This window comes from Alcaligenes sp. SMD-FA (assembly GCF_025960365.1).
Classification (GTDB): Bacteria; Pseudomonadota; Gammaproteobacteria; order Burkholderiales; family Burkholderiaceae_B; genus Alcaligenes; species Alcaligenes aquatilis.
Map to the genome: position 1 here is coordinate 2,356,570 of NZ_CP110108.1, position 26,120 is coordinate 2,382,689.

The window sequence follows — 26,120 nt, forward strand, 5'->3', positions numbered from 1 at the left end:
TTCCCTCTCTCTTTACGAAGAATCAATAAGGATAGCAGTGTATCAGCCATGTAAAAGTGCAAGCGGTTAATCTTTGTTAAAGCTTGTCATTTGTGCACCTCTAATTTGTACGCTGACTTCATCCATTAAGCGACCGTGTTCCGTTTTCAATTCAATTCGCAGCGTTCCCGGCACCAGCGGAATTCGCAACTGTGCCCCCTTCCCCGCTTCTACTCCCTGCACCCACCACACCAAGGGCTCGGTAATCTGTCCTTGGGCCAACAATCGCAGTTGCTGGTTTTGTGGTGGAATATCCGGATCCAGCGCGAAAATAGTGCCATTGACTGGCTCGCGAATACGGGCCGGGCCAGCATAGGCCTGTTCCACATCACTTAACACCACGCGATCAGTCTGCGTGCCTTCGACAAAAAATTCCTCACGGCTAGGTTCCATGGCAGGCAAAAACTCAATCTGACGCCTCTGCACCTGAGCAGGCATAGCCGTTTGACGGCCGGGGCGACGCTGCTGCAGGATCGAAATCACCTCGTGCCAGATCGGTGCCGCACCGCTAACGCCTGATACATCTTGCATACTTTGACCGGCACTATTTCCCACCCAAACACCGACGGTAAAGTGCTCTGTCCACCCCAGGGCCCAGTTATCACGCATATCTTTACTGGTTCCGGTTTTAACCGCACTCCAAAACGGTGTACTCAAGGCACTGTCCAAACCAAAGGTCAGTACCCGCGCCTGACGGTCAGACAATATGTCGCCCACAATCCAGCTAGCGCCTGCATCCATCACAGGATGAAAGGCAGCGCTTTGCTGGTCCATACGTGTTTGCACGGCTTGAGTCTGGCCTAAATTGGCCAGAGCACGGTAGGCATTGGTCAACTCCAACAAGCTGACATCCGCACTGCCCAAGGCCAAGCTATACCCATAGAAATTACCATCCTGGCGCAGATTCATGCCTAACGCACGCAAGCGATCCACCAGATTGGCAGGCCCCAGCATGGTCAACACCCGCACAGCGGGGATATTCAACGAAGAGGCCAGGGCATTACGCGCACTGACCCAACCCACAAACTGCTTGTCATAGTTTTGCGGGATATACAGGCCATTACCGGTGGACAAATTCAGCGGGGAATCCTCCAGCAAAGACGCCGCTGTCAACAGTCGCTTTTCAATCGCCATCTCATACAGAAAAGGCTTGAGCGTAGAGCCGGCCTGCCGCAAAGCGCGAGCATGATCCACCTCGGCCGCCTCGGACAGGTCACCACTGGAACCGACGTAGGCCAGAACCTGCCCGCTGTGATTGTCCAGCACCACAACGGCAGCATCCTGCACACGCGCGGTCCTGAGATCGAGCAAGTGTCGCCGCATACTGGCCTGCACCTGCATTTGCAATCGCGTGTCCAAGCTTGTGTGGACACTGTCACCCGCTTTGATTTGCGGATTCTGATCCAAGACCCAACGGGCAAAATGCGGCGCCCGTTGAGCCTGCCCCAAGGGGGCTTGTCCGGCCCGGCGCAAAGCCACCGGCACCAGATTACTCAACGCTCGACATTGCTCGGCGCGCCCCATTTCCTGCAAGGTCAAACACGCCCGGCGTTCAACCGTCAAGGCCGAGGCATTCGGGCCGCGCAACAACACAGCGGCAATGGCCGACTCACGCGCGTCCAATGCTGCGGCCTGCTTTTGAAACAGGGTGCGCGCCATCGCATCCACCCCGATCAGCTCACCCCGGAAAGCCACCTGATTCAGATAGGTTTCCAAAATTTCGGGTTTGCTCCAGGTATCTTCCAACGATTGGGCCGCCACCACCTGATCCAGCTTTTGCCAGACCGAGCGCCCACCACGACCACCAAGCAGATCCTGGTCCATCAGACCGGCTAGCTGCATGGTAATGGTCGAGGCACCGCGACTCCGTCCGGCAAACAGACCATCCCAGGCCGCAGAGCCGACGGATAACCAATCCACCCCACCATGAGACTCAAAACGGCGGTCCTCAGACATCAGGACCGCCATTTGCAAAGCCGGAGAAATTTGCTCCAGCGCGACCCAGTCGCCGCGTCGTTGATGAAAGTCCAGACGGACTCGTTGGATAAGCTGGCCCTGGCGATCCAGAACCTGTACATCGGAAGAGCGGTACGCTTGCCGAACGTCCTCGTAGCTGGGGGTAGCCTGCCCAGGACTGGCCCACAGGGCCAGTCCCAGCACCAGCAGTCCTGCTTTACTTGACGGGTGCATCCACAACTTCCAGAACTTGCTCGTTAGGCCAGACGGCAAATACATCAGGCTCGTACAGGGCCTCAGCACGACTGGCTGGCAACACAAACTGGCCCACAGTGTTCAAACGCACCGTATAGCTGACCTCGGTCGTGCCTTCTTCAAAGCGCTCGTAGTAAGCACGGTAACCATCAAAGCGACGCTCGACGAAGCTGGGCCACTGGCCGGATTGTTCTTCACCGGCTGTTGCCATGGCAGAGTCGCGACCCAGGCCACTGCCCAAGATCGTGGCTCCGGCAGGAACTGGATCAGACACAACGACCCAGCTTGCCTGACCTTGGGCCTTGACCTTGATCTTCACGCGCATGATGTCGCCACGACTCCACACGCCAGGCTTGGCCTGCTCCACAGCCTCAATATGACGCTCCAGGCTCAAGCCAGCAGAGATAGGTTTGGTCACAGGCACCGCCGCCAGGGAACGGACGTCGATCCAGGCCTTGCCTTCGCCCATTTGCTCAACGCTCAGGTTCTCGACCTGATCACCCCGCCAAGGCACGTCAATCTTGGCGGAACGCACACCCTGGCCGTCAGGTTTGAGCATGTCCCAGTCCACCACTTGGGCCGTTTCCGAGCCCAGAATCACCATGGACTGGCCGCTAGGTTGCTGTTCATGATGACGGCTGAACTGCTCAATGGCCAAGCTACCCAGAAGGTTTTCAGTGGTCATGCGCCATGCACCCCGTTGCTGTTCTGCCAACAGGCCCTGGGCCAGGCGAGGCATATCCTCGGTCCAGTCCGGCATCTGATTGACCAACAACATCAGGCGAGCCTGGTTGGTCACACGGCTGGTCATGGCCCATGGGCTGCCGTTAAGCGCATCCTCACCAAAGACCAGACGGGTACCACGACTGATCAGGCGTGCCTGAATCAGACCCATGGCTTCTTTACGCGTCTGCTCGGCTTTTTTGATGCCTGGCAAACGCTGAGTCAGATCAACCCAGGCCAGCAGAATTTCGGTTGGCCAGCTTTGCAGGTTCAGCTCCACCGAATCCAGCATATTGACGCGAGCGCGGTCGTACTTGGCCAACACAGCCGCAGCACGAATTACCTCGATATCACGCTCTTGACGAGACACCGTTTGCATAGTCGGGATTCGACCATTGACCACGTTCTCCAGGCCCTGCAGCATCTCGTTGCGCAAGCCATCCGGAATGGAGAAGTTCAAGCCAATGGATTCAGCAATATAGCTGATATCCAGGATGTAGCTGGTCAGCACACGACTGCCCCAACCGTAGTTGCTTGGGAAGTAACGCAGCAAACCATTCTGGTCCATATACGAAGGCATGCGCTGCATCAGACCAGCCCAAGCCTGTTCGGAACGCAGGCCCATGAAGCGCGAGGCTTGCTGCTCAAAGCAACTGTAAGGATAGCGTTCAAACCAGGCACGCACCCCTTCCATACCGCCGCCCAAAGAAGAGCGAAACAGCATCTGCAGCCCTCCTTGAACCACCCCTTGCTCGTTCTTCAAGGCACCAGCCGGTGCCTGCACCGACATGTTCAGGGGGGCATCAATACCCACAGCAACCAGTGTTCCCTGCTGAACGGTGATGGGGGTGGCAGTCAAGACCTCCTGCTTAATCGTCAGGCTGTCTTTGGCTGCTTTGCCCGTGACACCGGACTGCTGAACTTCCTGTGCATCAACCGTCCACTCCATTTGGTGCGAATCGGCCGATCCACTGGACAGTGGAACCGACATAGGCCAAACAAGCACTTTGGCCGAGCCGGAAGCCAGCTCAACGGTTTGCTCAGGCAACTCTGCCGATGGCAAGCCTTTACCACGGTACTTCGCCTGCACTTTCACGGTCATGGCACGTGGGCTGCTATTACGCAGCGTCACCTGGGCCTGATAGTCATCGCCTTCACGGGCAATGGCAGGCAAACCGGAAATGATTTGCAGGTCTTGCGTGGTGACGATCTGGGCCGAACCGCTACCAAAGCGATCACCCGCCAGATCAGCCACAGCCACGATGCGGTACTGGGTCAGGGAGTCTTTCAGCGGGACAGTCACCGTTGCGCGACCCTGTGCGTCCAGCTCCACATTACCATTCCACAGCAGCAAGGTATCCAGCAGCTCGCGAGTGGGGCTTTTGCCACCGCCACCACCGGCCGCTACGGCCTTGCGACCATAGTGACGACGCCCCACGATTTCAGACTGCGCCGTGGCGGTCTGCACGTTGTAGCCACGCAAGGCGCGCATGGCGTTAAGCAAGTTCCAGCTATTGTTCGGGCTCAGCTCCAGCAGGGCCTGATCCACCGCGGCCAAGGCCACGGAGGCACCGGCTGCCGGTGTGCCATCGGACTTCAGAACCTGAATATCAACTTTGGCCTGTTCGCGAATCGCGTACTGACTGCGGTCTGTCGTCACTTTCACATCCAGCGCATCTTGCTGGCTGCTGACTTCAATGCTGGCCAAACCAAAACGATAGCTAGGCTTGGACAAGTCCACGGTGGTCGTCGGGGCCACAAATTCGCCACCGCCTTCCGAGTAGGCCTTGTACCAGTTCAAAGGCTGACTCCAGCCCCAGCTAAAGAAGGAGTACCAAGGCACTTCACGCAGTCGGCCACGCAGCACCAGCACAGACACATAGACGTTCGGCCCCCACTCAGGCTTGATCTCTACACTGACGTTCGGGCTATCGCCCTCCAACTGAACCACTTGAGCCTGCAAGACTCCTTCACGCTCCACTGACACCAGGGCCGTGGCTTCGCGAAAAGGCATGCGCACCTGAAACTCGGCTGTCTCGCCAGGAGCCCAGGTCTTTTTCGCAGGAATCACGTCGATACGGTCATCGTTCTGACCACCAAACCACATATCGCCCGAACCGCTGACCCAAACACTGCTGGCGGAGACCGACTCACGGCCTTCGCCATCACGCGCAATCGCACGCAGCTCGACCTGACCGCCCTTGTCCAGTTTGACATCACACTGCACCAGGCCTTGATCGTCACTGCGGCCCTCGCAGATCGTGCCCAGGTCTTCGCGCTGCTCCTGATTGTCGTAGCTGTAGAAGCCACCCACCATACGCTTGCGAATCGAGAAGCGCTGCACATTGGCAGCTTCAATCCGCACGGGCACGTTTTTCAGAGGCTTGCCGTCAGGGCTCACCGCAATGGCCGAGAGCTTGGTGGACGAACCGGCGGCCAACCAGCTACCCGCACGCAGACCAGCCACTACATCGGCAGGCCATACAGACACCGTTTGGGTCAGGGTCTGAATTTCACCGTTAGGATCGGCAAAGGTCGCTTCCACCAGAAATTCGGAAGGTCGATCCACCACAGGCAGATCATCCAGCTTGGCACGCAAACCTCCTTGAGCATCCAACTGGAAGCGCTGCTTGTTCAGAAAAACGCGCGCGTTCGAGGCGTCAGATTGCTCAACCGTCTGGGGAGGAGCAAAGCTATAGTCGTCATACGCGCTAAATGAAGGCGACTGGGTACGAACCACCGCCGACAACTGCACTGGTAAGAAGTCCGCAGGACCACCTGACAGATAGTGCAGTTGCAAATCCGCCTGCATCTGTTTGGGGCTAACCAGATAAGGACGATCCTGGCCATCACCCAACTTGATGCTGCCGCCCAAAACAGGCAACTTAAACTGTTCAACGCGGAACTCGCCAAAATTGAAGTACTGGTTTTCACCTTCGGTACGCAAACGGTAAACACCCAGCTCGGCATCCTTGGGGATCTTCCAGTCATTCAAAGCAAATACACTGCCAGCGGCGGTCTTTTGCCACTTCAAAGGCAACTCAATTCGCTTGCCGCTGCCATCGTGCTCGACAATCATCGCCTCGGGATAACGATCGGGAGCCTTGAAACCGTCACGTACGCGTTCGCGCACGTAGTGCTTCATGTGCACCACTTCACCAGCACGAAACAGGCTGCGATCCATGACAGTGTGGGCCACAGGGTCGTCGCGACCGCCCCAGTTGTAGGGCACATTAAAGCGCCAGGGCTCGATACCCGAATTCCACTCGCTCAAGGCGAAGCTGAAATCAGCTTTACCGCGCGCCATGGGGTTGCTTTTGTCGATGCGCGCTGTCACAAACAAGCCGGAAAGACCTGTTTCCTGGCAGTAGTCGGCGCTGTCCACTGACTGCGGATGGTGGAACATCCCGTCTTTGTCCGTCTCGCCCTGCACCAGTTCCTCGCCACGGCAGTTCATGACACGGATCTTGGCGCCCGGCACCACCTTGGCATCATCCAAGGTGGTCACCCAAACCAGCAAGTCGTCCCCCCCTTTTTTGATGTGTACACCCAGATTAGTCACCAGCACGGAGCTGCGCACGTACATGGTGCCTGCCGATTCCAGCAAAGACGCGCCCAAACGTGGGGAAGCAACTTCCAGCACATGGAAACCAGGCTCTTTCAGCGGTACGCCGATCAGCTCAAAAGGACGTTCATCTTTTTGATCCATGCCAGGCAGGTCCAGCTTCTTGACCTCTTTGCCGACCAGCAAAGGCTGAGCACGTAGGTCCAATTGACCGTACTGATCAATCGGAGCGGTAATGTTGAAATCGCCGCCCATCATGTCACGCAGTCGTTCCGCACTGACCCTCCAGGAATAATCCAGCTGGCGCAGACGGGAATACCAGGCCAGGACCTCTCTATCATCCTTTACGGCCAAGGCCCCCACCTGACCGGCCGACACCAGCATTTGCTCAGTCGTGAGATCCGGCTCGACATTACGCAGGCTCAAACCAATGGCCGGGGGATCAGAATCATCCGAACCCTCGCGATCGGCATGGCCGAAACGCTCCACAATCCCAAAAGGCTCCACGGCAAACTTCACCAGCGGCGGATACGTTGTGGTGCTCATCCCATTACTCAGAACCTGCGGGTTCTTAAGACTGCGGCCAGCGTCGTCAGTCAGGCCGTCCGGAATTTTGACCGTCAGCTTAGCGTTTTCAGGGAAAGGTCCCTGGAAACGCAGGTATTGGCTGGGGCCACGATCCTGCCATGCCTCATCACTATCAGACACAGGCTCCCAAACTTGTTGGCCCGCTTCCAAACGGATCTGGCTCAAGTACTCGTACGCGACGGGCGCGGAGAACTGAACACCGAAGCTGCCAACTGGCGTGCAAGGTGCTTCGGCGCGCTCTCGCATGCAAGAGAGCGAGGCCGTAAATTCAGGACGCACATTGAAATCGTAGGTGTAACGATCCGTATTAGGGACACCCTTGCGATTTTCGATCTGGGTCATGATGCCCGGCTCCAGCACCACCGACACGGCGGCATCGGCTGGCAAGGGCCGCGCACACTGCACGGCTTGGTAACGCTCGTCTACCTCATCCACATAGAACTCAGAGCGAACCATCGCATCTCGCTGGGCACCTTCAACCGCTTTCAGGCCAATGCGCTCGCCAATACCCTCTACCCGGCAATAACCGTTCTTGATTAAAGAGCCGGTATTAACAGGCGCATTGAAACTGAATAGAAAAACCTGGTCCTCATCAATAATGTTGTAATACGGGCGGTTGCTTTCCAAAATGGCACCGCCAGAATTAAAACGATACTGAGCCGGCCCGCTGATCGCCTCATTGTTAATGCTGCGAAAGCTTTTGGACACGACCGCCGTACAACTCAACCCTGGCCCTGGGCGCTCGTCAAACTCATAAATCCAACGACGGGAATCGAGCCAGCGGCCCTGGCCAACCACAGCGGGATCATCACACTGCACCAGCACGGGCGCAGGTAATTGCGAATCCCCAAAATGGACAGCGGGTTTGGCAAAAGTAACTTTGACGTCCCGTAAATCCGATGTCGCCCCCTGAGGCGAAAAACTGCTTATCGTAATGGCTTGAGCGCTACTGACGCTCAGCAAGAACACCAAACCCAGCAAAGACTGGCGATGCATCGTTCTTCCCCTATGGAATATGCTATTTTCGGCGCCAGTTTAATGGAAATCAGCGCCTCTGAGCATGAATGAGAGACCTCAAAAGGACATAAAGAACACCACCAAGTGCAACAAAAAAAGACACGCTGATTTAAAAGCCTGCAATCTCACTTAAGGCAAACTCTGATGGCATTTGAAAGTAAAAATTTCATATGCGACCAATACCCCGCTTTTTTCCTAAAACAGGCGATATCAACTACGATTAGAAGCACAATTTCGCCACCCCTTACTGGAAACCCGGCCTACCCGCCCCATATGTGTTAAGGCTTGCACAGATCCCTCCGCCTTGATTTCAGGACAGACACATGAGCTCGATGACACTGCAGGAACTGGATAAAACCCGCGAAGAATGTCGCCAATTAATCAGTCGACGCGCCCTGCTATCGGCGGCCGCTGCCGTGGTCCCCATCCCCGGTGTGGATGTGGGCGCAGATGTGGCTATTTTGATGAAGGTCATTCCCATCATCAATGCCCGCTTTGGGCTGACCGCCAACGATGTGGACGCCCTAAGCCCGGAGCTTAAAAAACTGGTAGTCGTCGGTGGAACCAGCATGGGGCTGGGCATGGTGGGACGGGTTCTGACAACGGACCGTGTTATCAATATTCTGGTGCGCCTGGGAGCCAAAAAACTGGCCGGCAAATACGGCGCCAAATATGTCCCCTTGATTGGTAGTGCCATCTCGGCATCCATCAGCTTTGTCGTGCTGCGTAAAGTGGGCAACCAGCATATTGAAGAATGCTATGAAATTGCGCGACGCCTGGCGTTGGAAACGCAACGACATGAAGCGGTACATACGATCGATGGCAGTGAGCAAGGCCTGATACGTGAAATCAAGGACTAAAACCCTGTCGATGCTTTAGCTCTTATCAAGATCGCTCTTTGAATAGCTCAGATAAGCTGGACACAGTGAGCAAGCTGACAAAGTGTGACAAAGCGACGGGTCATTAACCCGCCCCCTCGTCATACTGCTCATTTTAGCCAGCAGGAACCACCCCAGGCGTTTTACTACGGCCATTCAACATATAGTCCATCAGCTCGCGCACCGACTTCATCGCCTTGCCAAAAGGCAGGGCTTCGGAACTGCGAAAGAACAGACCACGCTCCACATCCCCTTTCAAGGCGTAGGCTAGCTGACGGTCAATACAAAACTGACCATGACGCTGCACACCATCGCGCAAACCACAATGGGCCAGGCAATCAAAGCCTTCCGTGCAAGCACGCTCACGCGCCACCGATTGCAGTTTTTGCTCTTTGTGCAAATAGGCATCCAGCCAAGGCGTACGAACAGCGCGAGCGGGCAAGCCGGCCACACTCATGAATGTCACGATGTCCTTGGGCTCCGCATCCAACAAAACGCGCTTGAAGTTCTCATGCGCATCACCTTCTTCAGTGACCGCAAACGCTGTCCCCATTTGCACACCGTCTGCACCCCAATCCATTAATTGACGTAGTTGTTCAGGGCGGTGAATCCCGCCTGCGGCGATCAAGGGAATACGCTCGGCCTCCAGGCCCAGCTCGCGGAACAAGGCTCGGCAGCCCTCCAGCACACGCTGGAACGCATATTCAGGTTTGTTCAAGGACTGATCGTCGGCGGCGCCCAGGTGACCTGCGGCATAACGGGGGTTTTCCAGAACGACGGCGTCCGGCAGACGCTTGCGACGCAGCCATTTCTTGACCAGCAGGGTGACGCCACGTACATCCGACAAGATAGGAATCAGGGCAACTTTGGGGTGATCCTGAACCAGTTCAGGCAAATCCAGGGGCAGGCCAGCGCCTACCACCACCGCGTCTGCGCCGCTCTCGCAGGACTGACGCACATATTCGGGATACTGCGAAACAGCCTTCATGATATTAACTGCAATCCCGCCCTTTCCCCCTGATCGCTCTCGAGCCCGATGAATTTCACGGTCCAGCGCCTGCAAATTAGCCGCATCGACTACGCCTTTTTCGACACCTCCCCCGGTGCTGTCCATGAGATCTTCGTGATGGCGTCGTAAATCCACGCTGGAGATCGTCCCCAGCCCTCCCAATGCGGCCACTGTACCCGCCAGCCGGGACGCCGAAATACCGACTCCCATGCCGCCTTGAACAATAGGCAAAAGCAGTTTTCCCTTCAGGGACATGAGACGTAAATCCGTCTTTAGCACGATGTTAATACCTTAGGTTGATGCAAGAACCTGCCGGCCACGTCGGGACCCGAAACAGGGCAATAGAATCGTGGCCGTCTGCAAAGACGGCCACTGTGTTAAATCAGGCGGGAATAGCGTGCACCGCTTTCCTGGCTCAAATACTTGTCGAACACCATGCTGTAGGCGCGCACAAACAGGCGACCTTTGGGCAACACCTGGATAGACTGGGAATCGACCGTCAGCAAGCCGGCTTGGGCATAGCTGTGGAGCTCTTGCAGCTCAGAAGAAAAATAGCTAGCAAAATCAATACCATAACGCGCTTCCAGACGCGCAATAGGCACAGGCATGCTGCACATCAAATGCATGATCACTTCCGCCCGTAGGCGATCGTCTTGCTGCATCACAATGCCGCGCTCGATCGGTAGACGCCCCTGATCTATATCGGCGTAGTAATTGCGCAGGCTGCGGGCATTTTGCACATGCATAGTCCCCACTTGACCGATAGACGACACACCGAAAGAGACCAGATCACAGGCGGCACGGGTGGTGTAACCCTGAAAGTTGCGGTGCAAGCTCCCGTCCAGACGGGCCAGATTCAGTTCATCGGTAGGCAGGGCAAAGTGATCCAGACCAATGTAAACATAGCCGGCGTCCAACAGACGCTGCGAAGACATCAGGAACAGTTGCAGACGCTGGTCGGCGTCAGGCAATTCTTCTTCGTTAATCAAGCGCTGAGCCTTAAAGCGCGTGGGCAAGTGCGCGTAGTTATAAAGAGCGATGCGATCTGGACGCAATTGCACCAGCGAGTCAATCGTGATGGCAAAGCTTTCTAAAGTCTGCAAAGGCAAACCGTAGATCAGATCCGTATTGATGGATTGAAAACCGGCCGCCCGGCTTTCTTCGATGGCGCGTTTGACCATCTCGAAGGGCTGAATACGATTAATCGCCTTTTGCACGTTGGGGTCAAAGTCTTGCACCCCAAAACTGGTACGGTTAAAGCCCAGAGCCGCCAGGTTCTGGAGAGTGCCTTGCGCCAAGGTACGTGGGTCGATTTCGATGCCCAACTCCGCATCGTCCGTAAACGCAAACTGCTCGTTAAGCTTGGCCATCAGACGAGCCAGTTGCTCGTTATCCAGGAACGTGGGCGAGCCGCCGCCCAAATGCAATTGTTCGGTGCGCCTGCCCGCATCCATGTATTGGGTAACCATGTCAATTTCGCGCAGCAGGTAATCCAGGTACTGCTCACTCTTGCTACGGTCCTGCGTAATAATTTTATTGCAGGCACAAAAGTAGCAAAGCGACTGGCAAAACGGAATATGCAGGTACACCGACAAAGGGGGATTACTGCTGCTCAAGGCCCGTCGCGATAGCTCGTGAATATAGGGCTGGGCGGGGAAGTCCTGAAAAAAACGGTCTGCGGTGGGATAGGAGGTATAACGTGGTCCAGAACGATCAAAGCGCCGGATCAGGGCTTCTGAGATTTCAATATCTTGCGCGGTCGGAGCACTGGTATCCGATGCTTCCAAAGTTTGCGGCATACAGGGGCCTCCTGAAAAAGACCGGTTTCTTCTAGTCAAGCATTTATTGTGAGAGAAAACCTCACGTATGCGCTTGACCTGCATCAAGCCCGCAAGAACTAAAAAAACGCTTTTTTTCTCGCAGTTGGACTGAAATTAGCCGCATATATCGTATTATTAAGCGCTAGCCGCCTAAATCACCGCCTGTTGGAGTCAGATGTATTTGCTCGTGATCCTAGCACTGCCGTTCATCGGTAGTTTGCTATCTTCCCTGATGCCCGCGAACTCTCGCAAACTCCAAGCATCTCTTGCAGGCGCTGTTGCCATTACCTGCACCCTACTGACTCTCTACGCCTATCCAGACATTGCTCGCGGAGAGGTGTTGGAGTCATCCCGTTCCTGGATTCCCGCTCATGGCTTGACCTTCAAGCTGCGCATGGACGGCTATGCCTGGCTGTTCAGTGTCATCATTACTGCCATGGGGGCCTTGATTGCCCTTTACGCGCATTATTACCTGTCAGCCCAAGATCCAGTCCGACGTTTCTTCTCCTTTCTACAAGCCTTTATGGGTTCGATGCTCGGCGTGGTGCTGTCGGGCAACCTGATCCAGTTGGTGGTGTTCTGGGAGCTGACGAGCATCTCCTCCTTCATGCTGATCGCCTACTGGTATCACCGCATGGATGCGCGCCGGGGTGCGCGTATGTCGCTGATCATCACCGGCACTGGGGGGTTCTGTTTACTGGCAGGTGTGCTCATGCTGGGCCAGGCCGCTGGCAGCTATGACCTGAGCGTGGTATTGGAGTCGGGCGAGCAGATTCGCAACCACCCTTGGTATACCGGGATGCTGATCCTGATTGCCTTGGGCGCGCTCACTAAAAGTGCCCAGTTCCCCTTTCATATCTGGCTACCCCATGCCATGGCCGCCCCCACTCCCGTGTCGGCGTATTTACACTCGGCCACCATGGTCAAGGCGGGCGTATTCCTGTTGGCACGCCTGTGGCCTGCACTGTCGGGCACGACAGAATGGGCTGTCATTATTGGTGGCGCCGGTCTGTGCTCTCTGACACTGGGAGCCTACGTAGCCATGTTCCAGCGCGATATGAAAGGCGTGCTGGCCTACTCCACCATTAGTCATCTGGGTCTGATTACCTTGCTGCTGGGGCTGAACAGCCCGCTTGCTCTGGTCGCGGCGCTGTTTCACATGATGAACCATGCCACCTTCAAGGCTTCCTTGTTCATGGCAGCCGGTATCGTGGACCACGAAACGGGAACCCGTAACCTGAATCGGCTATCCGGTCTGCGCCACGCCATGCCCTTGACAGCCACTCTGGCAACTGTCGCGGCAGCCGCCATGGCCGGCGTGCCCCTATTGAACGGCTTTATCTCCAAAGAAATGTTCTTTGCCGAGACCATTCTGGCCGGTAACGGCAATATCTGGGAGTACGCCCTGCCCGTTGTGGCGGTCATCGCCGGGGCCTTTAGCGTGGCCTATTCCCTACGCTTTATCGCCCAGGTCTTCTTTGGTCCTGTCGCCACCGACTTGCCACGACAGCCGCATGAGCCGCCTCGCCGCATGTTGATCCCCAGTGCCATTTTGGTGCTGACCTGTTTGTTGGTCGGTATTATTCCTAGCCTGACGTTTGGCCCCTTCCTGCATACTGCGGCCAACGCCATTCTGGGCGCTGAAATGCCCCAATACAACCTGGCCGTCTGGCATGGTTTCAACCTGCCCTTGATCATGAGCCTGCTTGCCACCGGCATGGGCGTGATCTTCGTTCTGATCATCAACCGTTTCTACAAAAACCGCCAAGGCCGCACGCCTTTGCTGACCCGTGCCGATGGCAGGCGCTTCTTTGAGCTGGCCATGGAATATCTGGAAGTGGCCGCAAACTGGGCGGTAGGCAAACTGTACTCGCCACGCCTGCAACGTCAGATGCTGCTGATCATTGTGGCAACACTCTGCGTTGCCTCCCTGCCTCTGGCCCGTGGAAACTGGTTCAAATCCACCATTTCTACACCCATTGACCCATTCTTTGTCCTGATGTGGGCAGTGGGAATTGCCTGCGCGATTGGTGCTGCCCGTCAAGCCAAATTCCACCGTCCGGCCTCCTTGTTGCTATCCGGAGGTGCCGGTCTGGTTACCAGCCTGACCTTTGCCTGGCTGTCGGCCCCTGACCTGGCACTGACTCAATTGGCCGTAGAAGTAGTCACCGTGGTGCTGATTTTGCTGGGCCTGCGCTGGTTGCCACAACGGGTCAGTGATATACCCGGCAATCAGGACAAGAGTGCTCGCGCCCTGCTACGCCGTAGCCGCGATTTGATCATTGCCATTCTGGCCGGTTGCGGTATTGCTGTGCTGGCCTACGCCATGATGACGCGCCCTCACCCCAGCGGTATCTCCCCCTTCTTTGTCGAGAAAGCGCTGCCTCTGGGCGGCGGGGCCAACGTAGTGAACGTGATTCTGGTCGACTTCCGTGGCTTTGATACCTTTGGTGAAATCGTGGTGCTGGCTATTGTTGCCTTGACGGTCTTCGCCTTGCTGCGTCGTTTCCGCCCCCCCATTGAAGCCATTGCCCAGCCGCTGGCCCGTCGCCAGAACGTCAAGGACAGCCGCGAAGCTGTCTTTGTGGAGCCCGACCCCAAGACTGCCCTGCCCGAAGGCATCATGCAGATCCCTGCCGTCTTGCTGCGCTTGCTACTGCCTATCTCTACGCTGATCGCCTTGTACTTCCTGCTGCGCGGGCACAACCTGCCTGGTGGTGGTTTCGTGGGAGGCCTGATCATGGCAACCGGCATTATCTTGCAGTACATGGTCAGCGGCGTGGTGTGGATGGAATCCCGCCCACTGATTCAACCTCAAACCTGGATTGGCTTGGGTCTGTTGACCGCCGGTGTGGCCGCCATGCTGGTCTGGGCCTTTAACAAGCCCTTTCTATCGGCCCAAAGCTGGGATCTGCACCTGCCCCTGGTTGGCAATGTGCATACTTCCAGCGCACTGATTTTTGACATCGGCGTGTTCATGCTGGTGATTGGCTCCACCATCCTGATTTTGATCGCGTTGGCTCACCAGTCCCTACGTTTTTATCGCAAACTACCGTCGCTGCAATCCGCCTCGAACGCTTCATCCGGGATGGAGAACAAATAATGGAAATCGTGCTTTCAATTGCGATTGGTGTACTGGCCGGCTCAGGCGTTTGGCTCCTGCTGCGCCCACGTACTTTTCAGGTCATCATGGGACTGGCTTTAGTGTCCTACGCCGTGAACCTGTTCATCTTCAGTATGGGTAGGCTCAAAATCAGCGCCGCTCCCGTTATCAACGCCAGCAAACAGGGGGTGGACTATGCGGACCCCCTGCCCCAAGCTTTGGTGTTGACCGCGATTGTGATTGGTTTTGCCACCACCGCCCTGTTTCTGGTCGTCATTCTGGCCAATCGCGGCCTGAGCGGCACTGACCACGTTGATGGCCGCGAGGAAGACGATCTGTGAGTCTACTCAACCAACACTTGCCCGTATTGCCGGTCGCCATCCCTATGGTGGCTGCGGCCCTGATGGTGATGCTGCGCGACAAGCGCCGTCACTACAAGCTGCTGATCGCCTTTGGCTCCTTATTGGCCCAATTGTTTTGTGCCGTTTATCTATTGTTACTGGCCGATGGCACGCTGGCCCCGATCTGGCCACAATCCGTCGGAGTGTACCTGCTGGGGGATTGGCCGGCCCCCTTCGGAATCGTTCTGGTCGTGGACCGTTTGGCCGCCTTTTTGCTGGTTCTGACCAATGTGCTCGCTTTTTGCTGCTGGTTCTATTCACTGGCCCGTTGGGACCGCGTAGGGGTACATTTCCATTCCCTGTTCCAGTTGCTATTGATGGGTCTGAACGGCGCTTTCCTGACGGGTGACCTGTTCAACCTATTTGTATTTTTCGAGGTTTTGCTGGCAGCATCCTATGGGCTGATGCTGCACGGTTCGGGCGCCGCCCGCGTCAGTGCCGGACTGCACTACATTGCCGTCAACCTGATCTCCTCCTTCCTGCTGCTGATCGCCATTGCCCTGATTTACGGTGTCACTGGCACCTTGAACATGGCCGATTTAGCCCTGCGCGCCGGCTCCCTGCCCGACGCGGACCGCCTGGTGTTCGAGTCAGCTTTGGCCATCCTGGGTATCGCCTTTCTGATCAAAGCCGCCGCCTGGCCTTTGAACTTGTGGCTACCCAATGCCTACGGCAATGCCAGCGCTCCAGTCGCTGCCATGTTCGCCATCATGACCAAGGTTGGTATTTACGCACTGCTGCGCATCGGCTCCTTGCTACTTCCCACCGGAGCCCCGGCCGCCTTTGGCGTGGCCTGGATGTTCCCGGCGGGCATTGCCACTCTCACCTTTGGCGCTATCGGCGTGATGGCCGCACAACAACCCGAACGGCTGGCCAGTTATTGCATCATCGTGTCCTCAGGCACCCTGCTGGCCGCCCTGGGTATGCCAGGAGTCATTCTGACAGGCCCTGCCCTGTATTACATGCTGAGCAGCGTACTGGCTCTGGGTGCGTTTTTTCTGCTGCTGGAGCTGGTCAGCCGCACCAAGCCCTTTGGAGCCGACCTGTTGGCAGTCAGTCAGGAGGTCTTTGATCTGGACGACCCGGAATCCGAAGACCATAGCGATGATGTGGTCGGCGTGGCCATCCCCGGTGTCATGGTATTTCTGGGCATGTCCTTTATTGCCTGCGCCTTGCTGATTGTGGGCCTGCCGCCGCTATCGGGCTTTGTGGCCAAGCTGTCCTTGCTGACGGCCGCCCTGAAAGCCTCGGGTCAGTCGCCAGAGCCGCTTAACGCCTGGATTCTGACAGCCGCTGTGCTGATCTCGGGTGTGGCCGGTTTGATCGCCATGGTGCGTGTGGGAATTCGTCTGTTCTGGAGCAATAGCTCCTTGACGATTCCCCGCCTGAAACTGATCGAAGCCGCCCCCATCGCCAGCATTATTATGGCTTGCGCGATCTTGAGTTGGTATGCCGGCCCCATCACGACTTACCTGGAACAGACGGCGCAACAACTGGATGAACCCCGTATTTACATCGGCTCGGTCTTGCGGCAAAACCCCGTGCGCTCTGTCCAGGCGGAGGGATTCTAATGCGACGCTATACCAAACATCTTTTCCTGCCTTTGCTGCTACTGAGTCTATGGCTGCTGCTGAACGACTCACTCTCGGCCGGTTACGTGGTGCTGGGCCTGTTCCTGGCCATCGCCCTGAGTTTGGCTGCCATTCCCTTTCGTCCAGTTAAAGCCAGTATCCGTCATCCCTTTCTGGCCCTGAAACTCATCTGCCAAGTCACGTGGGACATTGCACTGTCCAATATTGCCGTGGGCCATCTGGTGTTGAAAGGCGGCGATGCGCCACGACCCGGTTTTTTAGCCATTCCCCTGCGCATGACCGACCCGCACGGTCTGGCAGCGCTGGCCTGCATCATTACCTATACACCAGGTACCGTCTGGTCCGGCTTTGACTATGAAACCCGCGTCCTGACCTTGCATATTCTGGATCTACAAGACGAGCAGGTCTGGTTAGACACTATTCAGAAGCGCTATCAAGAACCGCTACTGGAGATTTTCCAATGATAGACATTGTTTACTGGGCCTGTCAGTTTGCCCTGGGCTGCTTTGTCCTGGGCATGGGCTGCGCCGTCATCCGTCTACTTAAGGGTCCGTCGGCCGCCGACCGCGTACTGGCGCTGGACACCATGTACATCAACGGCATGCTGGCCTTGTTGGCCCTTGGCATCCGCTTTGACTCCACCCTGTATTTTGATATCGCCTTGCTCATTGCCCTGTTTGGTTTTGTAGGTTCGGCAGCGATGGCGAAATTCCTGCTACGCGCCGAGGTAATCGAACCATGACTACACCTTTGTTGCCCTGGTGGCTGGCCGTCCCGGTCGCCCTTTTACTAGTACTGAGCGGCATCGTGGCTCTGGTGGGGTCCGCTGGCCTGCTGCGTTTTAAGCATTTTTACTCTCGCATCCACGCCCCCACTATGGGCAATACATTAGGTACATTCTTTATGGTGCTGGCCGTAGCCATCAGCGCCAGCCACTTGATGAGCCGTCCTATCCTGCACCCGCTCATCCTGAGTGTGCTCTTGATCATTACCTCGCCAGTGACAGCCATTTTTTTGATGCGCGCCGCCATCAAGCGAGAGCATCGCCAGCGTCTAGCCAAATATGGCCCGGATGAACCGGGCTACCTGGACATGCCACATAAAGCGCCTCTACCGAAAGAATTGGCTGAACCGCCAACCAGCGACAGGACTTGAATCAAGCCATGGGGGTTTAGAAAAGTTTTATTACCCTCACTTGCACCTGCTCCACCTATACTAGTAAGTGTTTACTGCGTATCGGGAATTGCCCCATACGCAGTCGTTTTTGGGGCTTTGCGGCCTGCTACTCATACCTGCTCGTAACAGCGCTCGCCAAGCCGGTGATTCCCTTAGCAAGTCAAGGAGTGAGATCGATGAGTCTACTTACACGCCCATCCCGAATTCTGAAAGCAAGCTTGCTCAGCTTAGGTTTGCTCTCACCCGCTGCCTGGGCTCAAACCCCGTCCCAAGACTACCAACGCGATATCCAGCGCTGTGAACAATTCACCGGGGAGCAGCGCACCACTTGCCGTCGCGAAGCTGGTGCCGCTTTGCAAGCCGCGCGTCACCACAAGCTGGACAAACGCGACCACAATATGGATGCCAATCGCCAGGCGCGTTGCCATCGCCTGCCTGCGGATCGCCAGCAAGACTGCCTGAAAGCCATGACCGGCCAGGACACAACGGTGCGCGGTAGCGTGGAAGGCGGCGGTATTTTGCGCGAGACCACGACGGTGATGCCTGCCCCGTAAGTGCACGATGCACACGGCTATCCTGGCAGGTAGTCAAACAAAAAGAATGGGCCTTGCAAGGCCCATTCTTCATTTCTGCGGGCTGTTTCTTTAGCCCATCTCCAATTTACAACTCCACCTGTATCCCCATCTCCACCACACGATTAGGCGGAATCTTGAAAAAGCGGGTACTGCGGCTGGCATTGCGAGCCATGAACGCAAACAAGCGCCGACGCCAGCCCAAATACCAAGGCTGACGCGATTGAATCATCACCGTCTGGCGCGACAGGAAATAGGACGTTTGCATCGGCTCCAGATTCAGCTCTGGGTGCTCCAGGGTGATCTGCTCCAGTAATTGCGGCACATTAGGTTCCTGCTTGAAACCCCAGGAAGCGACCGCCTGCCAACTGCCACGACTGAGACGTTGCAGGGTATAACGCTCTCCAAATGGAACATAAGGGACACCGGCACTCGTCACAGTCAAGAACAAGACCTGCTCGTGCAGAACCTTATTGTGTTTCAGGTTATGCAATAGCGCCGGAGGAACAGAGTCGGGAATCGTACTCATGAATACGGCCGTACCCGGTACGCGGGTAGGCGCGTACTCCTCCAGACTCAGCAAAAACTCTTTCAGCGGCTGTTTGTTTTCCAGCAGGCGCTCGTGCAAAGCAGCCCGCCCCTGACGCCAGGTCAACATCAGGCCCAACAACACAGAGCCCACTAACAAGGGTAGCCAGCCACCCTCCAAAATCTTGAGCGCATTGGCCGAAAACAGGAGCACGTCCAGAATCAGGAAAATACCCAACAACCCCAACCAGGCCCAACGCTTGATTCCGCTGGCGCGGCGCGGCAGCAAAAGCAAGGCCAGCAAGCTGGTCATCAACATCGTCCCTGTTACCGCAAAACCGTACGCATGGGCCAGACGATCCGAGGAGCCAAAGCTCAGAACCAGAATCATCACTGCCACACACAGCAGTAAGTTCACACGCGGCAGATAAATCTGCCCCTCTTCTTTAGCCGACGTGTGTTGAATCACCATGCGTGGCCAGAATCCAAGCTGAACTGCCTGACGGGTAACAGAGAACGCGCCGGAAATCACGGATTGGGACGCAATCACCGTTGCGACCGTGGCCAGCATGACCATCGGTACCAAAGCCCAGTTGGGAGCCAGAAAAAAGAAGGGATTACGAATCGCCGTCGGGTCAGAAATCAGCAAAGCACCTTGACCGAAATAGCACAGGACCAGGCAAGGCATCACGATCATGAACCATGCTTTGCGTATCAATGGACGACCAAAGTGTCCCATATCGGCATACAAGGCCTCGGCACCGGTCAAGGCCAGTACCAGCGCCCCCAGCAGCAAAAAGGTTTGCCAGGGTGCCTCAGCAACAAAGGCCACGGCCCAACGCGGATCCAAAGCCAGCAACACTTGCGGGTGCTCAATAACACGCCACAGCCCCAGCCCACCCAACACCAGAAACCAGGTCAACATAATGGGGCCGAACAGCTTGCCCATGGTTCCCGTACCGCGCGACTGAATCAAGAACAAGGCCAGCAAGACCCCCAGCGCCAGAGGCACTATCCAGGGATCCAGCACATGGGACACCATACCTATGCCCTCCAGCGCAGACATCACAGAAATGGCTGGCGTAATAATACTGTCCCCGTAAAACAAAGCCGCGCCGATCAGCCCCAGCACCACAATGATCTGACGACGCGGCCCTTGAATGCCACGTGCAGCCAACTCCATCAGTGCCAGCGTACCGCCCTCCCCTTTATTATCCAGGCGCAACACTACCGTGACGTACTTGATGGAGACCACCACCGTCAACAGCCAGAACAACAAAGACAACACTCCATAGACCTGTTCGGCGCCGGGCTGTCCATAAGGACTCAGGGCCACTTTCATGGTGTAGAGCGGGCTGGTTCCAATATCGCCATACACTACGCCTAACGCGCCCATTAACAAGGCGGCTTGCGCCGCTTTCTTGGGGTTTTCTGTTGCTGTGTTCAAGGCTTAATTTCCAATCAAAGTATCGTGCCGGGTCAGACGCGCACCAATACGCGGACCAGGAAAAACAATGGTGATGCGAGTACCCGGAAAATCAGGACGACTCATCAAGCTCCACCAGGCGCCATGTGCACGGGCAATTTCCTGCACAATAGCCAAGCCCAAACCAGAGCCCCCCGCCTGCGTGCCAGGGGAACGGTAAAAAGCCTCAAATACGCGCTGCTGCTCGCTGGCCTCGATACCCGGCCCATGATCCTCCACCGACAAAGAAGGCGGATTACTGGCCACCCGCAAAACAATGCGGTCTGTACCTAGCCCATAGCGCAAGGCGTTATCCATCAAATTCGACAACAGCTCACGCAATAATATGGGGGCAGCATCAATCCAGACCGGCTTTTCAGGCGCCAGCAAATGGATTTCCACACCATGCTGGCGAGCCTGCAAGAACCAGTCACCGCCTTCTTCACGCACCCATTCGCACAAATCCAGACGCACAAAACTGTCCTTGATATTGCTATCTGCATCGGTGCGCGCCAGCACCAGCAACTGCTGACCTAGGCGAATCATGCGGTCCGACACGCTTTTGATGCGCTCGGCTCGTTGGCGAATGTCCTCTGGCAACGGTCGTGCCAACATCAGCTCAGACTCCAGTTGCAAACCGGTCAGAGGGGTACGCAACTGATGCGCCGCATGACCAATAAAGCGTTTTTGCGCCTGCAGGGTATCACGCTGGCGTTCCAGCAACTCGTTAAAGTGCTCCACCAACGGCACCACTTCGGCGGGCAAAGCACTGGCATCCAGGCGCTCGAAGTCATCATCGGACCGATTGCGGATCTGTTGTGATAAATCATCAATAGAAGCCAGTTGCGAGCGAATCCCCGACAACAACACCCAGGCAATCAGACTGACCAGCAATACCTGGCTAAGCGCCATGGTCCAGAAGATATCGCGCAGCAGCCAATCTTCCAGGCTCATGCGTCGCGTCAGTATCCAGGTAACACTCAAGTCGAGCACCACCAGAATGGAGATCGGGGGAAACAGACGGCCCATCAATTTACGGGCCAAAGAACCGGGGGCAAGAAAGCGCTCCAGCCAGCCTCGCAACAAGGAGGTTTTTACCGCTGGAGAAAGATGCTGATCGGGCATGGTTGACCTAGATTTTCAGACAGCAGGCACGGGCTGCCGTTATGCTCCGGCCACGCTCTCCACATCGAGCAAATAACCAAAGCCGCGCACAGTCTGTATAACCGCCCCGGTGCCCTCCAGGCGCTTGCGCAAGCGATACACGTAGACCTCGACCGCATTGTCGCTGAAATCGGCGTCCCAGGCAGACAGTGAGTTGATAATTTGCTGCTTGGTGACCACACGGCCCGCGCGCATCATCAACATTTCCAGTACGGATAACTCCCGCACCGACAAAGTGACGCGTTGACCCGCACAGCGCAACTCGCGGCCAATGGTATCAAAGCTCAAGGGACCGACATCGATAATAGGCTGTACCTGGCCACTACGCCGACGACCAAACACACGTACTCGGGCGGCCAGCTCAGACAGGTCAAAGGGCTTGATCAGGTAGTCGTCCGCACCAGCGTCCAGACCACCGACGCGATCATCCACGCCATCACGCGCAGTCAGAATCAGAACGGGAATGGCATTGCCTTGCCGACGCAATTGGCGCAGCACCTCCAGGCCACTGATACCGGGCAAGTTCAAGTCCAGAAGCAGAAGGTCATAGACCTGGGCAGTCAGCTCCTTCAAGGCACTTTCGCCTTCCTGGAGCCAGTCAACAGCGTAGCCCTGGTCGTTGAGAAATTCCTGCAGTGCGGCGCCCAGTATGGCGTCGTCTTCGATAACTAGTACACGCATTCGGGAGATTTTATTACGAAACTGACCCCTCGCGTTGCAGATGCAAAGCGAGGGGCCAGAAAAAACAACACGAACCAGAACCCAGGATTACGGAGCAGGCGCAGGCTCGGCTTCCTGCTGGGTAGCGGCGCCATCCTTGGCTTGACCGTCTTGACCGGCAGCCTTGGTCGTGGGGCCTGGACGAGTGATGAAACCCAGACGGGTCAGACCGGACGCCTTGGAGCGGCTCATCACCTGAGCCAGTGTTTCATAGCGCGTATCGGTATCAGCACGGATACGCAGTTCAGGCTGAGGCTCATCCTTGGAGTAGGGAGCCAGCGTGGCAGTCAAGTCCTCCATCGCCACGGGCTGCTCATTCACGAAGATCTGCCCTTCAGCGTCAATGGCCAGATCAATCGTCTTGGGATCTTGCTGAACCGGCTCGGATGTGGCCTGGGGCAGCTGAATCTTGATCGAGTGCGACAGCAGCGGAGCGGTGATCAGAAAAATCACCAGCAGAACCAGCATGACGTCGATCAGGGGCACCATATTGATTTCGGACAGCGCAGAGCCCGAATTGCGATTGTCAAAGCTGCCAAAAGCCATGATTAGTGCTCCCGCTTGGCAGCCGCTGCCGCGCTTGATGTCGCACCGCCACCCGAGCTAGGGACGCGGCGCAAAACAGGTTGGTTGTCCTGCACGGGTTGGCCTGTGGTCAGGAATGTAAACAAATCGTGGGCAAAGGCGTCCAGTTGGGACAAGTAAACGCGGTTGGTACGCACAAAGGCGTTGTAGGCCAACACGGCGGGAATCGCCACGGCCAGACCCAGACCCGTCATCACCAGCGCTTCACCCACAGGACCAGCAATCTTGTTCAGGGTCACGCCATCGGACAGACCAATATTGATCAGTGCGTGGTACACCCCCCAAACCGTACCGAACAAACCCACAAACGGGGCGGTGGAACCGACCGAAGCCAGCAGCGTCAGGCCGTTTTCCAACTTGGCCGTTTCTTCGTCCATGACTTTGCGCATGATGCGCGAGACAAAGGCATCGGTAGAACCCTTCTCTTCCAGACGCATAGCGCCATATTTCACATGATGTTTTTGAGCGTGGATGGCGTGACTGGCCAAATGGCTGAACGGATCGCGGGCACCGTGAGTGGCGATTTCGTTTTCAACCTGCTCCAGGGAGCTGGCGGACCAGAACTCGCGCATGAAACCTTGCGAGCGACGCTTCAGACGGAAGGACAGTACGCCCTTGACGATGATCAGGTACCAACTGGCAACCGACATCAAGGCCAAGATCACGAACAAGGTCTTGCCAACCACATCACTTTGCTGGATAAAGTGCAGCACCCCGGTCGCTTCCTCAGCAGCAGCAACACTGGCGGCAGCCTGATCGGCAACAGGCCCTGCAACTTGTGCCAGGCTTACCCATACGCTTTGAAATAGTTCCTGCATCATTGATATATCCTAGTAAACAAAGTCGAAAGGAATATCGGCCATGGCACGATAGGCCACACCATTTTCCGTATACGGTTTGAAACGCGCTGTGCGTACCGCCTTCAATGCTGACTCATCCAGACGCTCATAGCCTGAAGAGCTTTGCACCTTGGCCTCCAGCACGGTTCCTTGGGTTGAAATCACTACACGAACCACCACGCGGCCCTGTTCACGACGGCGTTCCGACGCCCTTGGATACACAGGCACAGGACGGCGCCCCAAATAATCCACACGACCGATCAGCTTGGGTCGGTCCCCATCGGTAGAGCGGGCAGCGGTTTGGGAGGTGTTGTCCGTTGCCGGGCCTGCTTGAGCGGCCGGCGCTGCTGGCTGAGCAGGCTGCGGTGTTTCTGCCGGTGGGACCTCAGGCTTGGGCTGTGGCTTGGGCTTGGGTTTCGGCTTGGGTTTTGGTTTGGGCTTGGGCGGCTCGGGAATGGGTGGTTTTTCCACGATAGGCTCTGGCTCAGGCTCCGGCTCAACAACGGGTTCGGGCTCAGGCTCGGGATCGGGTTCCACCTCGGGTTCAGGTTCAGGCTCAGGCTCAGCCACCACCTCCTCAGGGGGGGCGCTGACCTGCTCTTGCTGAACCGGGGACTCCGACACTTCCACCAGGGTCACACCGACAACATCCATCGGGGCGGGCTCGCCCACAATCTTGGGGGTTTCCGTCCACAAGATGGTAGCCACGACACCCACGTGCAATCCCAGTGCTAATGCCAAGCCAGTTGCCTTCAAGGCCAGCATCGAGCGATTATTCTTTTGAGAAGCAATTCCGGTCATAATCCGTTCTACACATTCTGCAACCCGCATGGACCATGACGGGACCGGACAGGATGCCCAGTGAAGTATCGAATCTTAACAGAAACAGGAATGATTCTCAATACTGAATCTCTATAATATTTTCTGCTGACAACCCGCCTCACAAAAACCTTCCAGATACTAACGCAGACAGGCTGCCCTAAGGGCAGCCTGTTTGTGAATAATTTGCAAAAAATCAGGACAAACGCACTTCAGCCTCAGGCCCAATAGGAAAAGCGCTGAACTTGCGCGGCAAGGCCAAGGCCCGTTCACCAGGTCGCAAGCCCAGCTGCGACCAGCGCTGATGATCAAACTCAGCTTCCCAGGCTCGCTCCCCCTCGTTCAAGGCCAACTCGACCCGCACCGTCGCGCCCAGAGGAATAATGCGCTGCACGGCTACGACGATACCCTGACCATCCAATTGACGCTGCAAATCCAGATCGTGCGGACGTACATATCCGACAGCCTCGCCCTGCCCTGTACCCTGACCATTCAAAGCCTGATTGGACTCGAATTGCCCCAACTGAGGATCAGCGACAAAGCGTCCGTGCTCGAACTGACCCGGCAAGCGATTCGCTGCCCCCAGAAACTCATACACAAAGGGACTGGCCGGATGGTTATAGACATCCTGCGGAGCACCTTCCTGCTCAACCCGACCTTTGTTCAACACCACGATACGGTCCGCCACTTCAATGGCCTCTTCCTGATCGTGCGTCACAAACAAGGTGCTGATATGCAGATCGTCATGCAAACGGCGCAACCAGGAGCGCAACTCTTTGCGCACCTTGGCATCCAAAGCACCAAAGGGCTCGTCCAGCAGCAGGACACCCGGCTCTACGGCCAAGGCACGTGCCAGAGCAATACGCTGTCGTTGACCACCTGACAAGGCCGCTGGATAGCGATCGGCCAGCCAGTCCAGTTGCACCAGTTCCAATAGTTCATGCACACGCTGACGAATCTGGGCTTCGGGCAAACGCTGCTTACGCGGTTTGATACGCAGACCGAAGGCAACATTTTCAAACACCGTCATATGACGGAACAAGGCATAGTGCTGGAACACAAAACCCACCTGGCGATCACGCGTGCCCACGGCGGCTACATCCTTGCCGTTGATCAGCACCTGACCCGCATCCGCATATTCCAGGCCAGCCACGATACGCAGCAAGGTTGTCTTGCCGCAGCCAGAAGGCCCCAGCAAGGCCACCAGCTCGCCCGCTGGAAAATCCAATGTCACATCACCCAGTGCGGTAAACGCACCAAACTGTTTAGATAGATGACGAACTTCGATACTCATAATGAACTCCGA

The 26,120-nt window shown here is 56.4% G+C and carries 19 protein-coding genes; 8 read left to right on the forward strand and 11 right to left on the reverse strand.

The window, feature by feature from the left end:
* Window positions 1-66: 66 nt before the first annotated feature.
* Window positions 67-2,229: a penicillin-binding protein 1C gene (gene pbpC / locus OKX01_RS10895; protein WP_264671735.1), complete on the reverse strand. Its 2,163-nt coding sequence runs from the start codon at window positions 2,227-2,229 to the stop codon at window positions 67-69.
* Entirely contained in the window at window positions 2,213-8,122 is a 5,910-nt protein-coding gene (locus OKX01_RS10900) for an alpha-2-macroglobulin family protein (RefSeq protein ID WP_094196975.1), read from the reverse strand. Before OKX01_RS10900 ends, pbpC begins: the two co-directional genes overlap by 17 nt.
* Window positions 8,123-8,466: 344 nt before the next feature.
* Between OKX01_RS10900 and OKX01_RS10905 the strand changes: the two genes are divergently transcribed.
* Entirely contained in the window at window positions 8,467-9,003 is a 537-nt protein-coding gene (locus OKX01_RS10905; RefSeq protein WP_094196976.1) for a hypothetical protein, read from the forward strand.
* Between the two features lie 133 nt (window positions 9,004-9,136).
* Here OKX01_RS10905 and OKX01_RS10910 read toward each other — a convergent pair whose 3' ends face one another.
* Both OKX01_RS10910 and hemN read right to left on the reverse strand, forming a co-directional pair.
* Window positions 9,137-10,285, reverse strand: a complete 1,149-nt coding sequence (locus OKX01_RS10910) for an NAD(P)H-dependent flavin oxidoreductase (RefSeq protein WP_094196977.1) — start codon at window positions 10,283-10,285, stop codon at window positions 9,137-9,139.
* A 122-nt stretch (window positions 10,286-10,407) separates the two neighbouring features.
* Window positions 10,408-11,829: an oxygen-independent coproporphyrinogen III oxidase gene (gene hemN / locus OKX01_RS10915; protein WP_264671736.1), complete on the reverse strand. Its 1,422-nt coding sequence runs from the start codon at window positions 11,827-11,829 to the stop codon at window positions 10,408-10,410.
* A 196-nt stretch (window positions 11,830-12,025) separates the two neighbouring features.
* Here hemN and OKX01_RS10920 point away from each other — a divergent pair, with 196 nt between their 5' ends.
* From OKX01_RS10920 to OKX01_RS10950, 7 genes are all read left to right on the forward strand, one after another.
* Complete coding sequence (locus tag OKX01_RS10920) at window positions 12,026-14,953, forward strand: monovalent cation/H+ antiporter subunit A (protein ID WP_108727601.1); 2,928 nt, start codon at window positions 12,026-12,028, stop codon at window positions 14,951-14,953.
* Window positions 14,953-15,294 (forward strand): Na+/H+ antiporter subunit C, encoded by a 342-nt coding sequence (locus tag OKX01_RS10925; RefSeq protein ID WP_094196980.1) that lies wholly within the window; start codon window positions 14,953-14,955, stop codon window positions 15,292-15,294. The genes OKX01_RS10920 and OKX01_RS10925 overlap by 1 nt, the downstream gene beginning before the upstream one ends.
* A 44-nt stretch (window positions 15,295-15,338) precedes the next feature.
* The gene (locus tag OKX01_RS10930) at window positions 15,339-16,925 is read left to right on the forward strand and encodes a monovalent cation/H+ antiporter subunit D (protein ID WP_230018783.1); all 1,587 of its coding nucleotides are present in this window, start codon (window positions 15,339-15,341) and stop codon (window positions 16,923-16,925) included.
* On the forward strand, window positions 16,925-17,410 hold the full coding sequence (locus OKX01_RS10935; protein WP_094196982.1) for a Na+/H+ antiporter subunit E: 486 nt from the start codon (window positions 16,925-16,927) through the stop codon (window positions 17,408-17,410). Before OKX01_RS10930 ends, OKX01_RS10935 begins: the two co-directional genes overlap by 1 nt.
* Window positions 17,407-17,688 carry a K+/H+ antiporter subunit F gene (locus tag OKX01_RS10940; protein WP_009461751.1) on the forward strand — a complete coding sequence of 94 codons (282 nt, stop codon included), beginning with the start codon at window positions 17,407-17,409 and terminating at the stop codon, window positions 17,686-17,688. The genes OKX01_RS10935 and OKX01_RS10940 overlap by 4 nt, the downstream gene beginning before the upstream one ends.
* Window positions 17,685-18,101 carry a monovalent cation/H(+) antiporter subunit G gene (gene mnhG, locus OKX01_RS10945; RefSeq protein WP_230017886.1) on the forward strand — a complete coding sequence of 139 codons (417 nt, stop codon included), beginning with the start codon at window positions 17,685-17,687 and terminating at the stop codon, window positions 18,099-18,101. Before OKX01_RS10940 ends, mnhG begins: the two co-directional genes overlap by 4 nt.
* 197 nt (window positions 18,102-18,298) lie before the next feature.
* Complete coding sequence (locus tag OKX01_RS10950; RefSeq protein ID WP_094196984.1) at window positions 18,299-18,676, forward strand: hypothetical protein; 378 nt, start codon at window positions 18,299-18,301, stop codon at window positions 18,674-18,676.
* Between the two features lie 106 nt (window positions 18,677-18,782).
* On the opposite strand, the gene OKX01_RS10955 is transcribed toward OKX01_RS10950, so the two are convergent.
* From OKX01_RS10955 to OKX01_RS10985, 7 genes are all read right to left on the reverse strand, one after another.
* Window positions 18,783-20,618, reverse strand: a complete 1,836-nt coding sequence (locus tag OKX01_RS10955; protein ID WP_094198373.1) for a potassium transporter Kup — start codon at window positions 20,616-20,618, stop codon at window positions 18,783-18,785.
* Window positions 20,619-20,672: 54 nt separating this feature from the next.
* Complete coding sequence (locus OKX01_RS10960) at window positions 20,673-21,812, reverse strand: sensor histidine kinase (RefSeq protein ID WP_094196985.1); 1,140 nt, start codon at window positions 21,810-21,812, stop codon at window positions 20,673-20,675.
* A gap of 39 nt (window positions 21,813-21,851) precedes the next feature.
* Window positions 21,852-22,532 carry a response regulator transcription factor gene (locus tag OKX01_RS10965; protein ID WP_094196986.1) on the reverse strand — a complete coding sequence of 227 codons (681 nt, stop codon included), beginning with the start codon at window positions 22,530-22,532 and terminating at the stop codon, window positions 21,852-21,854.
* An 87-nt stretch (window positions 22,533-22,619) separates the two neighbouring features.
* Entirely contained in the window at window positions 22,620-23,117 is a 498-nt protein-coding gene (locus OKX01_RS10970; protein ID WP_108727603.1) for an ExbD/TolR family protein, read from the reverse strand.
* Between the two features lie 2 nt (window positions 23,118-23,119).
* Window positions 23,120-23,977 (reverse strand): MotA/TolQ/ExbB proton channel family protein, encoded by an 858-nt coding sequence (locus OKX01_RS10975; RefSeq protein WP_108727604.1) that lies wholly within the window; start codon window positions 23,975-23,977, stop codon window positions 23,120-23,122.
* 9 nt (window positions 23,978-23,986) lie between these two features.
* Complete coding sequence (locus OKX01_RS10980) at window positions 23,987-24,787, reverse strand: energy transducer TonB (RefSeq protein ID WP_413544475.1); 801 nt, start codon at window positions 24,785-24,787, stop codon at window positions 23,987-23,989.
* Window positions 24,788-25,010: 223 nt separating this feature from the next.
* Window positions 25,011-26,108, reverse strand: a complete 1,098-nt coding sequence (locus OKX01_RS10985) for a sulfate/molybdate ABC transporter ATP-binding protein (RefSeq protein ID WP_264671737.1) — start codon at window positions 26,106-26,108, stop codon at window positions 25,011-25,013.
* Between the last annotated feature and the right edge of the window lie 12 nt (window positions 26,109-26,120).